16 protein-coding genes are annotated in these 17,296 nt (G+C 74.0%); 5 read left to right on the forward strand and 11 right to left on the reverse strand.

The window, feature by feature from the left end; all coding sequences use genetic code 11:
• Position 1 precedes the first annotated feature (1 nt).
• The 8 genes from JNX00_RS03610 to JNX00_RS03645 form a co-directional block, all read right to left on the reverse strand.
• Entirely contained in the window at positions 2-751 is a 750-nt protein-coding gene (locus JNX00_RS03610; protein ID WP_204744104.1) for a glucose 1-dehydrogenase, read from the reverse strand.
• 7 nt (positions 752-758) lie between these two features.
• Positions 759-1,262, reverse strand: coding sequence for a flavodoxin (locus tag JNX00_RS03615; protein ID WP_070400830.1), 504 nt, complete (start codon positions 1,260-1,262; stop codon positions 759-761).
• A gap of 12 nt (positions 1,263-1,274) precedes the next feature.
• The gene (locus JNX00_RS03620) at positions 1,275-1,787 is read right to left on the reverse strand and encodes a CBS domain-containing protein (RefSeq protein ID WP_070400831.1); all 513 of its coding nucleotides are present in this window, start codon (positions 1,785-1,787) and stop codon (positions 1,275-1,277) included.
• 143 nt (positions 1,788-1,930) lie between these two features.
• Positions 1,931-2,716, reverse strand: a complete 786-nt coding sequence (locus tag JNX00_RS03625) for a helix-turn-helix domain-containing protein (protein WP_204744105.1) — start codon at positions 2,714-2,716, stop codon at positions 1,931-1,933.
• A 157-nt stretch (positions 2,717-2,873) separates the two neighbouring features.
• Positions 2,874-3,512, reverse strand: coding sequence for a response regulator transcription factor (locus JNX00_RS03630; protein ID WP_204744106.1), 639 nt, complete (start codon positions 3,510-3,512; stop codon positions 2,874-2,876).
• Between the two features lie 71 nt (positions 3,513-3,583).
• On the reverse strand, positions 3,584-5,647 hold the full coding sequence (locus JNX00_RS03635) for a PAS domain S-box protein (RefSeq protein ID WP_204744107.1): 2,064 nt from the start codon (positions 5,645-5,647) through the stop codon (positions 3,584-3,586).
• Positions 5,644-6,306, reverse strand: coding sequence for a phosphoribosyltransferase family protein (locus JNX00_RS03640; protein ID WP_070401098.1), 663 nt, complete (start codon positions 6,304-6,306; stop codon positions 5,644-5,646). The genes JNX00_RS03635 and JNX00_RS03640 overlap by 4 nt, the downstream gene beginning before the upstream one ends.
• 94 nt (positions 6,307-6,400) lie before the next feature.
• Positions 6,401-7,441 (reverse strand): hypothetical protein, encoded by a 1,041-nt coding sequence (locus JNX00_RS03645; RefSeq protein ID WP_204744108.1) that lies wholly within the window; start codon positions 7,439-7,441, stop codon positions 6,401-6,403.
• A gap of 184 nt (positions 7,442-7,625) precedes the next feature.
• Between JNX00_RS03645 and JNX00_RS03650 the strand changes: the two genes are divergently transcribed.
• Positions 7,626-8,078: a hypothetical protein gene (locus JNX00_RS03650; protein WP_204744109.1), complete on the forward strand. Its 453-nt coding sequence runs from the start codon at positions 7,626-7,628 to the stop codon at positions 8,076-8,078.
• Between the two features lie 70 nt (positions 8,079-8,148).
• Here JNX00_RS03650 and JNX00_RS03655 read toward each other — a convergent pair whose 3' ends face one another.
• The 3 genes from JNX00_RS03655 to JNX00_RS03665 form a co-directional block, all read right to left on the reverse strand.
• On the reverse strand, positions 8,149-9,135 hold the full coding sequence (locus JNX00_RS03655; RefSeq protein ID WP_070401096.1) for a hypothetical protein: 987 nt from the start codon (positions 9,133-9,135) through the stop codon (positions 8,149-8,151).
• The gene (locus tag JNX00_RS03660; protein WP_204744110.1) at positions 9,132-11,822 is read right to left on the reverse strand and encodes a bifunctional acetate--CoA ligase family protein/GNAT family N-acetyltransferase; all 2,691 of its coding nucleotides are present in this window, start codon (positions 11,820-11,822) and stop codon (positions 9,132-9,134) included. The genes JNX00_RS03655 and JNX00_RS03660 overlap by 4 nt, the downstream gene beginning before the upstream one ends.
• 61 nt (positions 11,823-11,883) lie before the next feature.
• Entirely contained in the window at positions 11,884-13,653 is a 1,770-nt protein-coding gene (locus JNX00_RS03665; RefSeq protein ID WP_204744111.1) for an alpha/beta fold hydrolase, read from the reverse strand.
• Positions 13,654-13,821: 168 nt separating this feature from the next.
• Here JNX00_RS03665 and JNX00_RS03670 point away from each other — a divergent pair, with 168 nt between their 5' ends.
• The 4 genes from JNX00_RS03670 (at position 13,822) to JNX00_RS03685 (ending at position 17,296) form a co-directional block, all read left to right on the forward strand.
• On the forward strand, positions 13,822-14,811 hold the full coding sequence (locus JNX00_RS03670; protein WP_204744992.1) for a zinc-dependent alcohol dehydrogenase family protein: 990 nt from the start codon (positions 13,822-13,824) through the stop codon (positions 14,809-14,811).
• Between the two features lie 116 nt (positions 14,812-14,927).
• Positions 14,928-15,359 carry an Hsp20/alpha crystallin family protein gene (locus JNX00_RS03675; protein WP_204744112.1) on the forward strand — a complete coding sequence of 144 codons (432 nt, stop codon included), beginning with the start codon at positions 14,928-14,930 and terminating at the stop codon, positions 15,357-15,359.
• Complete coding sequence (locus JNX00_RS03680) at positions 15,356-16,858, forward strand: bifunctional aminoglycoside phosphotransferase/ATP-binding protein (protein ID WP_070401091.1); 1,503 nt, start codon at positions 15,356-15,358, stop codon at positions 16,856-16,858. The genes JNX00_RS03675 and JNX00_RS03680 overlap by 4 nt, the downstream gene beginning before the upstream one ends.
• A gap of 84 nt (positions 16,859-16,942) precedes the next feature.
• Entirely contained in the window at positions 16,943-17,296 is a 354-nt protein-coding gene (locus JNX00_RS03685; protein WP_204744113.1) for a hypothetical protein, read from the forward strand.

The raw sequence follows: 17,296 nt of genomic DNA on the forward strand, positions 1-17,296 counted from the left end.
CTCAGCGCGCGAGGTAACCGCCGTCCACGGGGTAGTAGGCGCCCGTGACGAAGGACGCCGCCGGGCCGCTGAGCCAGAGCACCAGCTCGGCCACCTCCTCGGGCCGGCCCAGGCGCCCGATGGGGTGCAGCGCCACGAGCTGCGCGGCCGAGGCCGGGTCGTCTTCCAGGCGCGCGATCATGGGGGTGTGGATGAAGCCCGGGCCGACCGCGTTGAGCCGTATGCCCTGCGCGCCGTACTCCAGCGCGGCCGCCTGCGTGAGCCCCACCACGCCGTGCTTGGCCGCGGTGTAGGCGGGCGCGTTGGCGAAGCCCACCGCGCCCAGGATGGAGGCGATGTTGACGATGGCGCCACCGCCGCCCTTGAGCATGGCCGGGATCTGGGCGCGCAGGCCGAGGAACACGCCCGAGAGGTTGATGCCGATCACGCGGTCCCAGGCCTCCAGCGGGTAGTCGGCGGTGGGCGCCAGCTCCCCGCCGATGCCCGCGTTGTTGCAGGCGATGTCGAGGCGGCCGAATTGTTTGAGGCAGCGCTGCACCAAGCGCTCGTGGTCGCGGGGCTTGGTGACGTCGGCGGGGACGAAGAGGGCCTGGCCCCCGCGCTCGCGCACCTGCGCCACCGTGGCCTGGCCGCCGTCGGCGTCGGTGTCCGACACCACCACGCGAGCGCCCTCGCGCGCATAGGCCAGGGCGATGGCGCGGCCGATGCCCGAGGCGGCGCCGGTCACCAGGGCGGTCTTGTCCTTCAGCATGACCACCTCAGCCCATCGCCGCGCTCAGGCGAGCGGCCGTGTGTCCGGGGCGCAGCCGCTCGCCCATGTCGAGCAGGCGCGTGGTGCCGCTGCCCGTTTCCACCTCGCGCGCGGTCAGCGCCAGCGTCGCCACCGGCGGCTTGCCGGTGAGCCGCTGGACCTCGGCGAAGGCGTTGGAGGCGCCGGCCGAGCCCATGGTCACGACCACGGCCACGCGGCGCAGTCGGTGTGCGTGCAGGAAGCTGCGCATCGGCCCCGCCAGGCGGTACATCCAGATGGGCGCGACCAGCACCACGGTGCGGAAGTCCTCGGGTCGGGGCCCCGCGTAGCGGATGCGCGGCCGGCGGCTCAGCAGGGAGTCGAGCACGCAGCGCCAGGTGCCGCTGGCGCCGGCGCGCCGGTGCAGGTCTTCCACCTGGCCCAGCGGCCAGCCGTGGTGCGAGGCGAGCAGCTGCGCCGCGCGGCGCGACACGCCGGTGTACGAATAGTGGACGACGAGAATGCTGTCCATGTTGACCCGGCCTCAGTGCGTGGCCGCCGTGCCGAAGTAGGGGTACACCGGGCGCTGGCCCTGGGGCGGCAAAGGTGCCTGGCGGTCCTGGTGTTCGTGGGCGAGGCCCTTGCGCAGCGCGCCGGCGAGCAGCCGCAGTTCCTCGGCCACGGCGGCGAACAGGTCGTCGATGGAGAGCACGCCGACCACGCCGCCGTCCTCCTCGACCACCAGCAGCCGGCGCACGCCGGCCTGCTCCATGGCGCTGGCCGCTTCGTGCACGTCGGCCGTGCCGCGCACCGCGAGCGGCGGCGACTTGGCCAGGTGGCCGATGCGCAGATCGACGCCGGCCGCGCTGGAGCGCGCCAGGGCGTCGATCACGATGTCGCGGTCGGTCACCACGCCCACCACCTGGGGCGGGTTCTCGCCGGTGACCACGAGCAAGGCGCCGACGTGTTCGTCGAACATCCGGTGGGCGGCTTCGTTGAGGGGGGCGTCGGCGTCGATGGCCACGGCGGCGCGTTGGCAAAGGCTGGCGATGTTCATGGGCTTCTCCGGTGGGGTCCTGTGGGGGCCGCGGGGCGCGGCAACGGGACCCATCTTGGAGCGCCGGGCCAGCGGCAGGATGATGCGGATCAAGTCGCGCGCGTGCGGCGCCGCCGCCGGTCCGCCGGGGCCGTGGGCGCGGGCTAGACCGAGTCGGCGTAGCTCGCGCGCAGGCCCTCGGGGTCGATGATTTCGATCTGCCGGCGGCGCACCGTGACGAAGCCCTGGCGCGCCAGCGAGGACAGGCAGCGGCTCACGGTCTCCAGCGTGGCGCCGAGGTAGCTGCCGATTTCTTCGCGCGTCATGCGCAGCTGGAAGGCGCTGGCGGAATAGCCGCGCGCGTGCAGCCGCTGCGACAGGTTGAGCAGGAAGGTCGCCACGCGCTCCTCGGAGCGCGTGCTGGCGATCAGCGCGGCCACGTGGCGCTCGCGCACCAGCTCGGCGCTCAGCGTGCTGGTGAGGTGGTGCAGCACCGAGCGGCTCTCGCCCGCGGCCTCGCTCAGTTCCGCGTAGGGCAATACGCAGACCTCGGCGTCCTCGATGGCGCGCACCGAGGTGGGGTGCTTGCCGGTGGCCAGGCCGTCGAAGCCGAACAGCTCGCCGGGCAGGTGGAAGGACATGACCTGTTCGCGCCCATCGCGCAGGCTCGCCACCGACTTGAAGGAGCCGTAGCGCACCGCGTAGATGAACTCGCAGCGCTCGCCGTCGCGGAACACGCTCTGGCCCTTGCGCAGGCGGCGCCGGGCGATGGGGGTGCGCTCCAGCGGTGTGTGCGCGCCGGGCTCGGCCCAGGAGGGCAGGCAGACGTGCCGCACCAGGCAGGTGTCGCAGGTGCTGTGGCCGGGCGCGGCGGCCGGCGACAGGGCCGCGGACAGGGGCATCGACGAATCGACGAAGTGGATGGGCTGGACAGCGGATTGAAGTTCCATGCGGGGCTCCTGGCGGGGGCGTCGGGGTGGGCCGGCGAGCGGTCCGGCCGTGGGACCTGCGCGTTGGCCGGCGCGCGCGATGCCATGTTCAGGGGCCGGCCGCTGGCCTTGATAGGTACCTGTACCTAGGCGGTAAACCGTTGGTGCGCCGGGGCGTTCAGGTGCGCCGCGTGCCGGAGGCGATCACCGCCGCGGCGCTGCGCAGGCCCAGCTTGCGCTTGATGTTGGCGCGGTGGATGTCGACCGTGCGCGCGCTCAGGCCCAGGGCGTTGGCGATCTCCTTCGTGGCCTGGCCCTGGTGCACCAGATCCAGCACCTCGCGCTCGCGCGGCGTCAGTGAGGACTCGCCAGCGTCCGCGACGTCCGGGCGGTGGCGCTTGAGCGTGCGGCTGAGCAGCCGCGCGTTCAGGCGCGGGCTCATCCACAGCTCGCCCTTGAGCGCCGCCAGCGCGGCCGGCACGATCTCGGCGGAGGCGCGCTCCTTCATGAGGTAGCCGCTGGCGCCCAGGGCCATCACCGGCTCGCCGTAGAGCATCTCGTCCTGCATGCTGAGCACCAGCGTGGCGCGCGGCCCCTGGGCCGCCAGCACCGCGCGCACGGTGGCCAGGCCGCTGGAGTCGCCCGTGCCCATGTCGGTGATCACCAGCGCGGGTTGGTGGCGTTCGATCAGGGCCAGGCCGTCGCGCAGGCTGGCCGCGCTGCCCAGCAGGCGCAGGTGGGGGCTGTCGGCGATCAGCGTCTCCAGGCCGAGGCGAACGATGTCGTGGTCGTCGATGACGATGACGGTGTTGTCCATGGAGCACCCCATCCCGATGGAGCGGAAATCGGCACCTTATGCCGGCCCGTCGCGCGCGCCCCTGACGAAGATCAAAGTTCCTCGGGGGGTTCCGACCAGCGGAGCACCACCTCGCAACCGCCGCTGCGCCGGTTGCGCAGCGCCAGCCGCCCCTGCAGCGCCCGCGCGCGCGCCTGCATGGACTTCAGGCCCATGCCAGGGTGCGAGGGGTGCACCAGGCTCAGGTCGCAGCCCTTGCCGTCGTCGCGCACCGTCAGGCCGCACAGCGCGCCGGCGCGCGCCAGGTGCACGGCGATGCGCCGCGCCTGGCCGTGGCGAACCGCGTTGGTGACGGCCTCCTGCACCACGCGGTAGACGTGGCCCGCGTTCTCCGCGCCGACGTCGCTGAAGTCGCCGCGCGCGCGCAGCGTGCATTCGATGCCCATGAGCGCGGCGGCGTCGAGCAGGTACTGCTCCAGGGCCTGGTGCAACGCGCCGGCCTCGCTGCCCGCGGGCACGATGCCGCGCGAGAGCTGGCGCAGCCGCTCGGCCACCACCTGCACCTGCTCGCGCGACTTCTCCAGCAGCGCGCCGACCAGCGCGGGGTCGTTGCGCCGCGCGGCCGCCGCCTCCAGCAGCATCGAGACGCCCGCCACCGCGGAGCCCACGGCGTCGTGCAGTTCGCGCCCGATCTGCTCCTGGCGGGCGTCCATCTCCCGCAGCAGCATGCGCTCGAAGCGCTGGCTCACCTCCTGCACCTCGTGATGGGCGGCCAGCAGCGAGGCTTGGATCTCCTCGCGCTCGGTGACGTCACGCACCGTCACCGACAGCAGTCGCTCGCCGTCGGCGCGCGGGATCGGGGCCACCGAAAACTCGGCCGGAAAGACGTCACCGCCCAGTCGCACGCAATGCCCCGAGGTCACGCCGTCGGGGCCGCGCACCGTGCCGCGCAGCACCGCCGCGATGTCTTCCTGGCAGTACCGCCAGCTCAGCGGGGTGAACAAGGGCTCCAGGCTGCGGCCCAGGATCTGTTCCGGCGCGTGGCCGAAGAGCGCGCGCGCGGCCGGGTTGAAGGAGCGCACGCGGTGCGTCTCGTCGATCAGCAGGGTGGCGATGGGCGCGGCCTGCAGCATGCCCTCTAGGCGCTGCTCGCCCCGGCGGCGGCCCGCTTCGGCGGCCTCGGTGGCCGCACGCATGGCGTTCAGTGCAGCCGTGAGGCGCCGGCGCACCAGCCAGGCACCGGTTCCCCCGATGGCCATCAGCAGTCCCATCGACACGCCCAGGGTCAGCAAAGTGCGCCAGGCGGACGCGTCGATGACATCAGCCGGCACCGCCACCAGCGCCGTCCAGTGCGTGGCCGGTGCGGTCCAGTAGGACACCGTCATGGGCGGGCCGCCCTGTTCGACCCAGCGCAAGGTACCGAAGCCGTCGCGGGCCAGGCGCTCCTGCAGCGCCGCGCCCACGCGTTCGCTGGCCGGGCCTTGGGGGCCAGCGCTGTTTGCCAGATAGCGGCCCGCGTTGTCCACGATGGCCGCCTGCCAATGCGACGGCAGCAGACCGGCCTCCAGCAGCGGGGTCAGCCGCGGCAGCTCCAGCACGGCTTGCAGGGCCAGGGTTTCGCCTCCGGCGCGCGTCACCGGCACGCCGATGCCCACCACCGGCCCCTCGCGGGCGGGCCAGGTGGTGGCGTTGACCACGCCCGCCCGGCCCGTTCGGGCCACCTCGGTGAAGGCAGGCGGCGCGGTGCGCGGCGGCTCGGCCCCGACCGCCAGCGGGACGTGCACCAAAGACTGACCATTGGCACGCGCCAGCACGATGGCGTCGATCTCCAGGTCGCGAGCGAGGGCGCTCGCAGCGCGCTGGAAGTCGCGCAGGTCCTGGCCGTCGGGTGGCAGTTGCTGGGCCAACCGCTGCAGCGCGTCCTGCACGGCCACCACGCGCGCATTCACGCGGTGCGACAGGGCCACGGTCCGGGCCATCAGCCGCTGCTCCAGAGCCGCCTGCTCGCGATCCATGGCCAGCCAGGCCGCCACCCCGAACAGCAGCAAGGCCGGCAACTGAAAGGCCAGCAGAAGCCACAGCAGCAGCCAGCGCAGGCGCCGGCGTGGCGGCACGCCCTCAAGCGGTGGCGCGGGCTCGCTCAGCGCCCGCATCATGGCAACGCCCCGGGTCCTTCGGGCCCCGCGGCGGGGGCGGCGTCGCGCAGGGCGCGCACCACCTCGGCGTCCTCCACCTGCGCAAAGTGGGCGTAGAACTGGCCCACGGCCTGGAAATCGGCGGGCGTGAGCAGGCACACCAGTTCGTCGGCCGCCGGGCGCACCAAGGCCACGCTCTCGCGGGAACCCACGGGCACGGCGCACACCAGGTGCGCGGGCGCGCGCTGGCGCACCGCGTGCAGCGCGGCCAGCATGGTCGCGCCCGTGGCCAGACCATCGTCGACCACGATCACCGTGCGCCCGCGCGCCGACGCGGCGGTGCGCCCCGGCGTGTAGGCGGCGCGGCGGCGGGCGATCTCGGCGAGCTGTTCGCGCCGCACGCGCGCGAGGTAGTCCGCGTCGGCGCCCGCCAGGTTGGCGTGCGGGGCCACGTAGACCCAGCCCGATTCGTCCACCGCGCCCACCGCGAATTCGTCGGAATAGGGCGCGGGCAGCTTGCGAACGAGCACGATGTCGAGCTCGCCGCCGAGGGCCTGGGCCAGGTGCGCCGCCATGGGCACCGCGCCGCGCGGGATGGCGAGCACCAGCGGGTGGCTGCCGCGGTGGTGGGCCAGCGCGGCAGCGAGCTGGCGGGCGGCGTCTAGGCGGTCATGGAACATGGGGGCTCGCTTTCATGGGCCGGTGGGCGGCTGGCTCCGGTGCGCGATGGCCAGGTCACTGTAGTGGCGTGGCGGCGTCGCCGTTTGCGCCAGATCAAGGGGGCGGCAGGCCGCGCCCAGGCCCCGGCCGGCGCGCCGCCTGCAGGTGGCGCGCCGCCAGGCGCAGGTACTGCCGCGCGCGGCGGCGCCAGCGTGCCTCGCCCTGGTAGCGCGCCTCGGCCAGGTGCGCGATCGCCAGGCCGGCGCGCTCGCAGGCCCGAAGGGCCTGGTAGAAGTGCACGAGGGCGCGCGGCGGCTCGTCGCCGCTGGCGTTCGCGTAGTGGCGCAACAAGGCCTCGCCCAGGGCCGGCGCGCCGGCGCGTTCGCATTCCAGCGCCAGGAAGCCGACCTCGTCGGCGCCGTCCTGCTGGCGCAGCGCCTTGGAGAACTCCAGGGCGTCGATGATCGCCAGCGGGTCGCCGAGCCAGATGTGCTCCGGCCGCAGGTCGCCATGGGCCTCAAGCACGCAGCCGGCCATGGCCCGCGCCTCGATCAGCGGCGTGCTGGACGCCAGCCAGGCGCGCAGCGCGCCCAGCACCACGTCCACGCGCGTGCGCGGCAGCCGCCATTCGGGGCGACCCAGCAGTTGTTCGCAGTCGGCCAGGCGCTGCCACAGCCGCAGGCGGTAGCCGTTGGGGTCCAGGCGCGGGCGAGGCTGCCAGCGATGGAAGCCGGCCAGTTGCTCAGCGATGCGGCGCATGTCGTCCTCGCTGGCCTCGCCGCGCAGCAGGCGCTGGTCCAGCATGGGCCCCGGCGGCAGGCGGCGCATGGCCACCAGCCACTCCACCGGCTCGCCCGGCCCGTCCAGGCGCAGGCGGCCGTTCTCGTCCGCCGCCAGCGGCACCAGGCCCAGGTAGACCTGGGGCGCCAGGCGCCGGTTCACGCGCAGTTCTTCGCGGCAGTAGTGGCGCCGCCGCTCGAGCGTGGAGAAGTCCTGCAGGCCCTGGTGCAGCGGCTTCTTCATCTTGTAGGCGCGCTCGCCGGCCAGGAACACCCACGAGAAATGGGTTTCGATGGCCTCGACGGACGAGACCGGCAGGCGATGGTTCGCCGGGTCCCGCAGCGCGTCCACCTTGTCCTGCAATGTGTGCTTCATGGCGACCACTATCCGGCCAGTCGACAGGGCGCGTGCTTGACGGCGGTCAAGGATGCGCGCGCCGCCACGAAGCGGTGCGCGCGGACCGCGAGCTTGACCGGCATCAATGAACGCCCCGCCGCCCGCGCCGACAGTGTGCAGGCGCCCGATGTGGGCGTCTTTTTGCCTCACACAGGAGGGCGTCATGAACCGGTTCATTCCCCCACTGCTCGCCGCCGCCCTCATGGCGGCTTCGGGCATGAGCGCAGCCGCCGACAAGGAACTGAGCTGCACCCTCAAATTCACGTCCAGGCAGTGGTCGGCCGTGTACTCGAGCGCCGAGGGCGAGGGCACGGTGAGCTGCGACAACGGCGCGTCCCTGCCGGTGACGATCAACGCGAAGGGCGTCGGCCTGACCGCGGGGAAATGGAAGATCACCGATGGCACGGGCAAATTCACCCACGTGTCCGCGATCGAGGACGTGCTGGGCAGCTACCTGGCGGTCAGCGGCGACGCCGGCGTGGCCAAGGCGGGCACCGCGCAGGTGCTGACCAAGGGCAAGGTGTCGCTGGCGCTGGCGGGCAAAGGCGAGGGCTTCGACCTCGGCATCGCCATCAGCGACTTCAAGATCGGCAAGCGCGCGGCCGAAGCCAAGTAGACGACGCGGGCCGCGCCGCCGCGCACAGGCCAAGGCGTGTCCGTGCCGCCATGGGGGGTCCCGCGCGCCCTCAGGGGCGCGGGGCCGTGGCGGGCCCGCCGGTGCCGAAGGTCTGTTCGAACGCCGCCAGAAACGCCGGCAGGCGCGCGCGCGGCAAGCGGTCGATGCCGGCCGCTCCCGCGCGGCCCCCGCCACCGAAGTCCCGGCACAGCCGGTCCGCGTGCGGCCGTTGCCGGGGGGCCCTCAGGTTCACCATGAAGGCGTCGGTCCCCGCGGCGCGCAGCACCGCGCAAGCCCGCTCGGGTTCGCGCTCGATGCAGCGGTAGGCCAGGCTGCCCTGCACGCGCCGCGCCCAGTCCTCGTCGGGCAGCTCGTACACCGAACCGGCAGCCAAGCGCCAGCGCGGCGCCAGCGCGTCGGCGCGCTCGAGGTCCTGGCGTCGGCGCTCGATGAGCGCGGGAGCGATGGGCTCGCGCCGCAGGAAATCCAGCGGGTCGGCGTGCGCCCGCATGAGGCCGTGCAGCGCGGCCGGCGCGATCAGCACGTCGGCCTCGGACTCGCCATAGGCGTTGTGGTTGATGGCTTCGCCGAGCGCGCGCAGCGTGGCCAGTTGCGGGTCGTCCAGGCCCGCCGCGTGACCGAGCGCGCGCGCGCTCGCGCCCATGCCGTCGCCGAAGGCGCCGGTGACGGCCCAGGCCGCGTGCGGCCCCCCCAGGTGGCGGTGCACGATGAGGCTGGTGCAGCGCGTGGGCGCGGTCTCGATCACGAGCTTCAGGGCGGGGTGGCGCGGCAGGGGGTCGTCGCCGGCGTGGTGGTGGTCGAAGTACTCGATGCGCACGCCGCGCGCCAGCAAGGCCAGCAGGGGCGCGCGGTTGCGCGCGAGGGAGATGTCGAGCACCGTGACCGTGTCGTCCGGGCCGGCGTCCACGCGCTCCAGCAGCGCGATCTCGCGCTTGAGGCCGGTCACCAGCCGCGACTCGCGCGGTCGCGCCAGCCGCAGCTGTTGCAGCGCGCACAGGCCGTCGGCGTCGCCATTGAAGACGTCCCAGTGGCTCAAGGCGCAGCCTGCTCGGCGGGGGCGGCCGGCGGCGGGCCGAGCGCCAGCCGCAGCTCCAGCGTGCCGTCGGCGCTGCCGCGCATGCCGAAGCCGATCGCGCGCGCGAGGTTCACCATGCCGTGGTTGCCTTCGAGGCACCAGCCCACCAGTTCGCGCGTGCCGCGCGCGCGCAGGTGATCGATCAGCATCCCCAGCAGCGCGCGGCCCAGGCCACGGCGCTGCCAGGGCCGCGCCACCTGCACCGCGAACTCGGCGGTGTCGTTGTCGGGGTCGCAGGCGGCGCGCGCCTCGCCGCACAGGGTGTCGCCGGACAAGGCGATGAAGCACATCTCGCGCTCGTAGTCGATCTGGCAGTAGCGCGCCAGCTCGCTGGGCGGAACCTCACGTCGCGTGAAGAAGAAGCGCAGGCGCAGTTCCTCGGGCGAGCAGCTGGCGTAGAAGCGCGCGAGCCGCTCGCCGTCCTCCGGCCGGATCGGGCGCAACTGGAGCGCTTCGCCGTCGATGACGGTGACGCGCTCCAGGCCCGAGGGGTAGGGGCGCAGCGCCAGGTGCGCGCCGTCGCGCGTGGGCGCGGCCGGGCGCACGCGCACGCGCGCGTCCAGCGCCAGCGCGCCCTCGGCGTCGACCAGCAGGGGGTTGATGTCGAGCTCGGCCACCGGCGCGAGGTCGCTGGCGAGCTGGCTCAGGCGCAGCAGCACGTCGACGACGGCGTCGAGATTCGCCGGCGGGCGCGAGCGGTAGCCGCGCAGCAGGCGGGCCACGCGCGTGCGGCCGATGAGGTCGCGCGCCAGCACGGCGTTGAGCGGCGGCAGCGCGATCGCGCGGTCGGCCCGCACCTCCACCGCCGTGCCGCCTTCGCCGAACAGCAGCACCGGGCCGAACACCGGGTCGCTGGCGATGCCGACGATGGTCTCGACCGCCAGCGGGCGGTGCGCCATCGCCTGCACGGTGAAGCCGGTGAGGCGGGCGTCCGGGCGCGCCAGCGCCACGCGCTCGCGCATGGCCAGTGCCTCGGCGCGCAGCTGCGCGGCGTTGGCCACGTCCAGCACCACGCCGCCCACGTCGGACTTGTGCAGCACCTCGGGCGAGACGATCTTGAGCGCGACCGGGTAGCCGATGCGCCCGGCCGCGTCGAGCGCGGCGTCCAGGTCGGGCACGCGCTCGGTGGCCACGCAGGGAATGCCGTAGGCGCCCAGCAGGCGCTTGGCGTCGAGTTCGTCGAGCCAGTCGCGCCCGCCCGCCAGGGCGGCCTCCACCAGGGCGCGCGCGCCGTCGCGGTCGGGGTAGTGCAGCTCGGGGCGCGACTCGGGCAGCTGCAGCAGCGCGGCCTGCGCGGCCTGGTGGTCGCGCAGCTGCAGCCAGGCGGCGGTGGCGTTCTCGGGTGTGTCGTAACAGGCCACGCCCTGCGCGTCGAACAGCTCGCGCGCGGCGGCCACGCGCTGGCCGCCGAGCCAGCAGGCCAGCACCGGCCGGTCGGCGCCACGCAGCAGCGGCAGGCAGGCCTGCGCGATGTCGGTGGGCGAGGCGATGGCGGTGGGCGCGTGCATGAACAGCAGCCCGTCCACCTCGGGCGCGGCGAGCAGCACCCGCAGCGCGTCGAGGTAGCGCTGCGGCGGAGCGTCGCCAATGATGTCCACCGGGTTGCCGCGCGACCAGTTGGCGGGCAGGCCGGCGTCCAGCGCCGCCAGGGTGTCGGGCGAGAGCGTGGCGAGTTCGCCGCTGCCCAAGGTGTCGGCCGCGAGCACGCCGGCGCCGCCGCCGTTGGTGAGCACGGCCAGGCGCGGGCCGCGCCAGCGGTGCACGCGCGCCAGTGTCTGCGCGGCGTCGAACAGGGCCTCCAGCGTGTCCACGCGCAGCATGCCGGCGCGCCGCACGGCGGCGTCGAACACCGGGTCGGAGCCCGCCAGCGCGCCGGTGTGGGAGGCGGCGGCGCGCGCGCCGTCGGGCCGCCGGCCCGACTTCACCAGCACCACGGGCTTGTTGCGCGCGGCCGCGCGCGCGGCCGACATGAACTTGCGCGCCTGTTTGACCGACTCGATGTAGAGCAGGATGGCGCGCGTGCGCGGGTCGCTGCCGAGGTAGTCGAGCAGGTCGCCGAAGTCCACGTCGGCGCTGTCGCCGAGCGAGACGAAATGCGAGAAGCCGACGCCGCGCGCGTTGGCCCAGTCGAGCATGGCCGTGGCCAGCGCGCCCGACTGCGTGACGAAGGCCAGTTCGCCCACGCGCGCCTGACCCGGCGCGAAGCTGGCGTTGAGCGCCTGCCCCGGCACCAGGGCGCCGATGCAGTTGGGCCCGAGCACGCGCAGCAGGTGGGGCCGGGCGGCGTCGAGCATGGCCTGTTCCAGGCTGCGGCCGTCGCTGGTTCGGCCTTCGCGCAGGCCGGCGGTGAGCACGATGGCCGCGCGCGTGCCGCGGCGGCCCAGCTGGTCCACCAGCTCGGGCACGCTGGCCGCCGGCGTGCAGATCACCGCGAGCTCGGGCGCCTGCGGCAGCGCGTCCACGCTGGTGAACACCGGCCCGCCGTCCAGTTCGAAGGGCTGGCGGTTCACCGCCCACAGCGGCCCCGCGAAGCCGCCCTCGCGCAGGTTGCGCCAGACCAGCGCGCCCACGCCGTCGGCCCGGCGCGAGACGCCGATCACCGCCACGCTGCGCGGCTGGAACAGGTGCTCGAGGTGGCGCACGCTCATTGGACGGCCCTCCGTGCGGCGCACTGCGGGGCTGAGCGCCTTGGGAACGGCCCAGCGGCGCTCATTCGGCCACCTCCGCCGCGGGGTCGAACACATAGGCGCCCGGCGCGGGCACGGCACGGCCGCGCACGCGCAGGCCCGACACGGCCCGGGCCTTCACCCGGCGCGAGGAATGCGCGGCCAGCCACCGCTGCCAGTGCGGCCACCAGGAACCCGGCGAGGCCTTCGCGTGCGCGAGCCAGTCCTGCGGGTCGGCCGGCGCCGCGCGCGGCGCCCACTCGCCCACGCGGTAGGAGGCCTCGGGGCTGGCCAGCGGCCCCTCGGGCGGACTCACGATGCCTACGTTGTGGCCGCCCGAGCTCAGCACGAAGTGGGCGTTCGAGTGTGTCAGGCGCATCAGCTTGTAGACCGATGTCCAGGGCGAGACGTGGTCGCGCTCGGTGGCCAGCAGGTAGAGCGGGACGCGGATGCGGTCCAGGTCCACCGGCTCGCCGCGCACGCGGTAGCGGCCTTCGGCCAGGTCGTTGTGCAGGTACAGGCGGCGCAGGTACTCGCTGTGCATGCGCGCGGGCAGGCGCGTGGCGTCCGCGTTCCAGGCGCGCAGCGGCGTCACGGGCGTGTGCGCGCCCATCAGGTACTCGTGGACCAGCTTGGACCACACCAGGTCCTTGGAGTTGATGAGCTGGAAGGCGCCGGCCATGCGCTGGCCGTCCAGGTAGCCGCGCTCGGCCATGATGTCCTCCAGGAAGGCGATCTGGCTCTCGTCGATGAACAGCCCCAGCTCGCCGGGCTCCTGGAAGTCCACCTGCGCGGCCAGCAGCGTCAGGCTGCGCAGGCCCTCGTCGCCGCGCGCGCCGAGCAGGGCCGCCGCCATGGACAGCAGGGTGCCGCCCAGGCAGTAGCCCATGGCGTGCACGCCCGCGCCGGGGCAGCGCTCCCGCACCGCCGCCAGCGCCTGCAGCACGCCGAGGTCCAGGTAATCGTCCATGCCGAGGCCGGCGTCCGCGCTGCCCGGGTTGCGCCAGGACACCATGAACACGGTGTGGCCCTGAGAGACGAGGTAGCGCACCAGCGAGTCGTCCGGCGTCAGGTCGAGGATGTAGAACTTCATGATCCACGAGGGCACCACCAGCACCGGTTCGCGCCACACCGTGGGCGTGGCGGGGGTGTACTGGATCAGCTCGATCAGGTGGTTGCGCATCACCACCTGGCCCGGCGTGAGCGCGAGCGCCCGGCCGGGCTCGAAGGCCTGCAGCCCGCGCGCTTCGCCGCCCGAGGCCACGGCCATGGCATCGCGCGCCCAGTTCGCCGCGCCGCTGGCGAGGTTGGCGCCGCCGGTGCGCAGGGTTTCCTGCAGCACTTGCGGGTTGGTCAGCGGCGAGTTGGACGGCGACAGCATGTCCAGCCACTGGCGCGCCACGAAGGCCGTCACCTCCTCGTGGTGGCGCGAGACGCCGCGCACACCGTGCGTGGCCTCGTCCCACCAGCGCTCCTGCAGCAGGAAGCCCTGGGCCAGCGCGTTGAAGGGAAAGCGCCGCCACTCGGGCCGGCTGAAGCGCTTGTCCTGGGGCGCGGGCGCCACGCAGTTCTCGCACGGGCCCTGGGCGGCGCGCCAGAGGTAGTGCGCCCAGGCCTGCGCCTTGTGCAGCGCGCTAGCCGACAGCTGCGCCTGCCGGGTGGGCGACACCAGGAGGTGCAGCCACCAGTCGGCCTGGGCCTGCGCCAGCGCGACCGGCGACAGCCCGTTGGACAGCCGGGCGAGCCACAGCTTGAGCGGCAGGTCCATGGGCGGCGGGCCGGTCGTCGTCGGCGGCGGGTCGTCGGTTCGCATGCCGCCATGATCGGCCCCGGCCGCCGCGCGCGCTTGCGCTATGTCAAGGGCGGCGCGGATCGGGCTTGCGCCGCGCCCGGGGGCGCCTAGCATGGGCCGGACGGGAAGCGCCGCCGCCGGGGCGCGCGCCACACCCCGCGCGGAGCTTGTTCATTGAGCGTTTCGAGCATGCGGGCCATGGCCATCGACGCCGCCACGCGGCGGCTGGTGCCGGTGCGCCGGCCCGTGCCCGTGCCTGGCCCGCGCGAGGTGCTCCTGCGCGTGCGCGCCTGCGGGGTGTGCCGCACCGACCTGCACATCATCGACGGCGAACTGCCGCGGCGCGAGCCGTCGGCCGTGCCGGGCCACGAGGTGGTGGGCGAGGTGGTGGGCCTGGGGCCGCAGGCGCGGCACTTCGCGCCCGGTCAGCGCGTGGGCGTCGGCTGGCTGGGCCGCAGCTGCGGGGCCTGCCCTTTTTGCGCCATGGCGCGCGAGAACCTGTGCGACGCGCCGCTGTTCACCGGCTACGACCGCGACGGCGGCTACGCCGAGTACTGTGTGGCCGACGAACGCTTCTGCTTTGTTCTGCCCGAGGGCGTCGACGACCTGCACGCCGCGCCGCTGCTGTGCGCGGGGCTGATCGGGATGCGCGCCTGGCGGCTGGCGGGCGGGCGCCGGCCGGCGCGGCTGGGCCTGTGGGGCTTTGGCGCCGCGGCGCACATCGTGTGCCAGATCGCGGTCGCGCAGGGACAGCAGGTGCACGCCTTCACGCGGCCCGGCGATGCGGCGGCGCAGGCCTTCGCGCGCCGCCTGGGCGCGCACTGGGCGGGCGCGAGCACCGAGGCGCCCGCGGATGGGCTGGACGCGTCGCTGATCTTCGCGCCCGACGGTGCCCTGGTGCCGGCGGCGCTCGCGGCCGTGCGCAAGGGCGGCGTGGTGGTGTGCGCGGGCATCCACATGAGCACCATCCCGGCCTTCGACTACCGCCTGCTGTGGGGCGAGCGCGAACTGCGGTCGGTGGCCAACCTCACGCGCGACGACGGTGAAGCCTTTTTCCACCTGCTGCGCGAGGTGCCCGTGCACACCCACGTGCAGGCCTTCCCGCTGGAGGAGGCGCAGGCCGCGGTGCAGGCGCTGCGCGAAGGGCGGCTGCAGGGGGCGGCGGTGCTGGTGCCCTGAGCGGTGGGCGGCCGCGCGCAGCTTGCGCCACATCAACAAGCCCCGCGCGGGCGCGGCCTACAGTGAAAGCGCGCCCTGCCGTGCGCAACCGATTCCATTACCTGATGAGGACCACCATGAGCAAACTTCGCCTGCTGGACCCGATGTTCAGCGATTCGTTCGAGAACACCATGCGCCGCTTCTTCTCCCCGGCGACCTTCGACATGGAGCCCGCGCCCCTGCTCAAGATGCGCGTGGACGTGACGGAGAACGACAAGGCCTACGAGGTCAAGGCCGACATTCCCGGCGTGAAGAAGGACGACATCAACGTGCGCATCGATGGCAACGTGGTGCAGATCGACGCCGAGGCGCGCAGCGAGAAGGAAACCAAGGGCAACGGCGACAAGGTGCTGCGCAGCGAGCGCTACCAGGGCTCCATCTCGCGCACCTTCAGCCTGGCCAGCGACGTCGACGAGGCCAAGGTGGAGGCGCGCTACGCCGATGGCGTGCTCACGCTGACGCTGCCCAAGAAGGCCACCGAAGGCGCGCGCAAGATCGCCATCCAGTGAGCGAGGCCGGTGCCAGCCCGCCCGACGCGCTGGCGCGCAGCGCGGCGCTGGCCCATGCCCTGGCCGCGCGCCTGGGCGCGTCGCTCATCGAGACGCACATCTCCTGGGTGCTGTTGGCGGGAGACCGCGCCTACAAGCTGAAGAAGCCGCTGCGCCTGCCCTTCCTCGACTACTCGACGCTGGCGGCCCGCCGGCGCTGCTGCGAGGAGGAGCTGCGGATCAACCGCCGGCTCGCGCCCTCGCTCTACCTGGACGTGGTGGCGGTCACCGGCGGCGTGGACGCACCCGCAATCGGTGGCGCCGGGCCCGCGATTGACTGGGCCGTGCGCATGCGCCGCTTTCCCGAGGGCGCGCTGTTCGGCGAGCGGCTGCGCGACCGGCGCCTGGGCGAGGCCGAGGTGGACGCCTGCGCGGCCCTGCTGTCGCGCTTTCACCTGGAGGCCTCGGTGGCGCGCGCGAACAGCGGCTTCGCCGGTGCGCCGCACCGCGCGGCGCTCGCCGCCGCCGCGCTGGCGGGGGCGGCGCCGGTGGTGTCGGCCGAGGAAGCGGCGCTGCTGTCGCGCTGGCTGCGCGCGCAGGCGCAGCGGCTCGCGCCGCACTGGGCCGAGCGCCTGCGCACCGGCCACGTGCGCGAGTGCCACGGCGACCTGCACCTGGCCAATCTCATCGTGGTCGATGGCGACGTCAGCGCCTTCGACGGCATCGAGTTCGACCCGGCGCTGCGCTGGATCGACGTCATCGACGACATCGCCTTCCCCGTGATGGACCTGCGCGCGCGCGGGCGGGCCGACCTGGCGTTTCGCCTGCTCAATGCCTGGCTGGACGCCACCGGCGAGCACGCCGGCCTGCCGGGTTTGCGGCACGCCCTGGTGTACCGCGCGCTGGTGCGGGCCCAGGTGGAGTGCCTCAGGGGCCACGAGGCGTCGGCCCGCCGCTATGTCGAAGCCGCCTTGCGCTGGGTGCGCCATGCACCGCCCTGGCTGGCCCTGATGCACGGCCTGCCCGGTTCGGGCAAGAGCTTTGTCTCGCAAGGCCTGCTGCAGGCGCAGGGCGCCATCCGGCTGCGCTCGGACGTGGAGCGCAAGCGCCTGTTCGGTCTGCCGGCCAGCGCCGATTCGCGCGCCAGCGGGCGGGACATCTATGGCGAGGAGGCCACGCGGCGCACCTACGACACGCTGTTCGCGCTGGCGCGCACCGCGCTGGAGGCCGGCTTCCCCGTGATCCTGGACGCGGCCTTCCTGCGCCGCCACGAGCGCGAGGCCGCCGCCGCGCTGGCGCGGCGCGCGCGCGTGCCCTGGCGCATCGTGCACTGCGAGGCGCCCGACGGGGTGCTGCGCGAGCGCCTGCGCGCGCGGCGCGGCGATGCCTCGGAGGCCGACGAGGGCACGCTGGCCGCGCTGCGCGGCGCGCAGGAAGCGCTGGGTGAGGACGAGTGGCTGCGCACCGAGATGGCTTCCCAGGCCCTGGCCCCGCCGACCGCCCCGCCCACCGATTCTTGACGGCGGTCAAGGTTGCCCGCGCCCGGTCTGCCAGACTCGCTTGCCTGGTGGGCGCCAGGGAACGATTCGATTCAAGGAGACCACATGTCCGCCATCGATCCAGCGCGCCGCCTCATCAACGCCGACCTGCGCGCCCTCATGCACCAGCGGCGCGAACGCCTCGTCGCCCGCCTCTGCCGCGAGAACCTGCCGCTCGGGCAGGCCGACGACATCGTCGAAGAAGTGGACCGCCTCGACAGCGCCATGGCCCGCCTGGAAGACCCCGGTCCCGACGCGTGCGCCCGTTGTGGCGACCCGATTTCGATCACGCGCCGGACCCTGTCGCCCGATGGCGACCTGTGCACCGCCTGCTCCCTGGTGCCCGAAAGAACCTCGCGCGGCGGACGCGAAGGCCCGGCCTCGACCTGGGACGCCGAGTTCCTGCCCGAGCTCGGGTAG

The sequence above is a fragment of the Hydrogenophaga sp. YM1 genome (assembly GCF_016903055.1).
GTDB lineage: Bacteria > Pseudomonadota > Gammaproteobacteria > Burkholderiales > Burkholderiaceae_C > Hydrogenophaga > Hydrogenophaga borbori.

What these genes read in the sequence shown, in the direction of transcription:
- JNX00_RS03665 (WP_204744111.1), bottom strand. Translation starts at nt 13,653, where the DNA reads ATGCGAACCGACGACCCGCCGCCGACGACGACCGGCCCGCCGCCCATG.
- JNX00_RS03620 (WP_070400831.1), bottom strand. Translation starts at nt 1,787, where the DNA reads ATGAACATCGCCAGCCTTTGCCAACGCGCCGCCGTGGCCATCGACGCC.
- JNX00_RS03645 (WP_204744108.1), bottom strand. Translation starts at nt 7,441, where the DNA reads ATGAAGCACACATTGCAGGACAAGGTGGACGCGCTGCGGGACCCGGCG.
- JNX00_RS03615 (WP_070400830.1), bottom strand. Translation starts at nt 1,262, where the DNA reads ATGGACAGCATTCTCGTCGTCCACTATTCGTACACCGGCGTGTCGCGC.
- JNX00_RS03670 (WP_204744992.1), top strand. Translation starts at nt 13,822, where the DNA reads ATGCGGGCCATGGCCATCGACGCCGCCACGCGGCGGCTGGTGCCGGTG.
- JNX00_RS03685 (WP_204744113.1), top strand. Translation starts at nt 16,943, where the DNA reads ATGTCCGCCATCGATCCAGCGCGCCGCCTCATCAACGCCGACCTGCGC.
- JNX00_RS03635 (WP_204744107.1), bottom strand. Translation starts at nt 5,647, where the DNA reads ATGATGCGGGCGCTGAGCGAGCCCGCGCCACCGCTTGAGGGCGTGCCG.
- JNX00_RS03650 (WP_204744109.1), top strand. Translation starts at nt 7,626, where the DNA reads ATGAACCGGTTCATTCCCCCACTGCTCGCCGCCGCCCTCATGGCGGCT.
- JNX00_RS03630 (WP_204744106.1), bottom strand. Translation starts at nt 3,512, where the DNA reads ATGGACAACACCGTCATCGTCATCGACGACCACGACATCGTTCGCCTC.
- JNX00_RS03640 (WP_070401098.1), bottom strand. Translation starts at nt 6,306, where the DNA reads ATGTTCCATGACCGCCTAGACGCCGCCCGCCAGCTCGCTGCCGCGCTG.
- JNX00_RS03660 (WP_204744110.1), bottom strand. Translation starts at nt 11,822, where the DNA reads ATGAGCGTGCGCCACCTCGAGCACCTGTTCCAGCCGCGCAGCGTGGCG.
- JNX00_RS03675 (WP_204744112.1), top strand. Translation starts at nt 14,928, where the DNA reads ATGAGCAAACTTCGCCTGCTGGACCCGATGTTCAGCGATTCGTTCGAG.
- JNX00_RS03625 (WP_204744105.1), bottom strand. Translation starts at nt 2,716, where the DNA reads ATGGAACTTCAATCCGCTGTCCAGCCCATCCACTTCGTCGATTCGTCG.
- JNX00_RS03610 (WP_204744104.1), bottom strand. Translation starts at nt 751, where the DNA reads ATGCTGAAGGACAAGACCGCCCTGGTGACCGGCGCCGCCTCGGGCATC.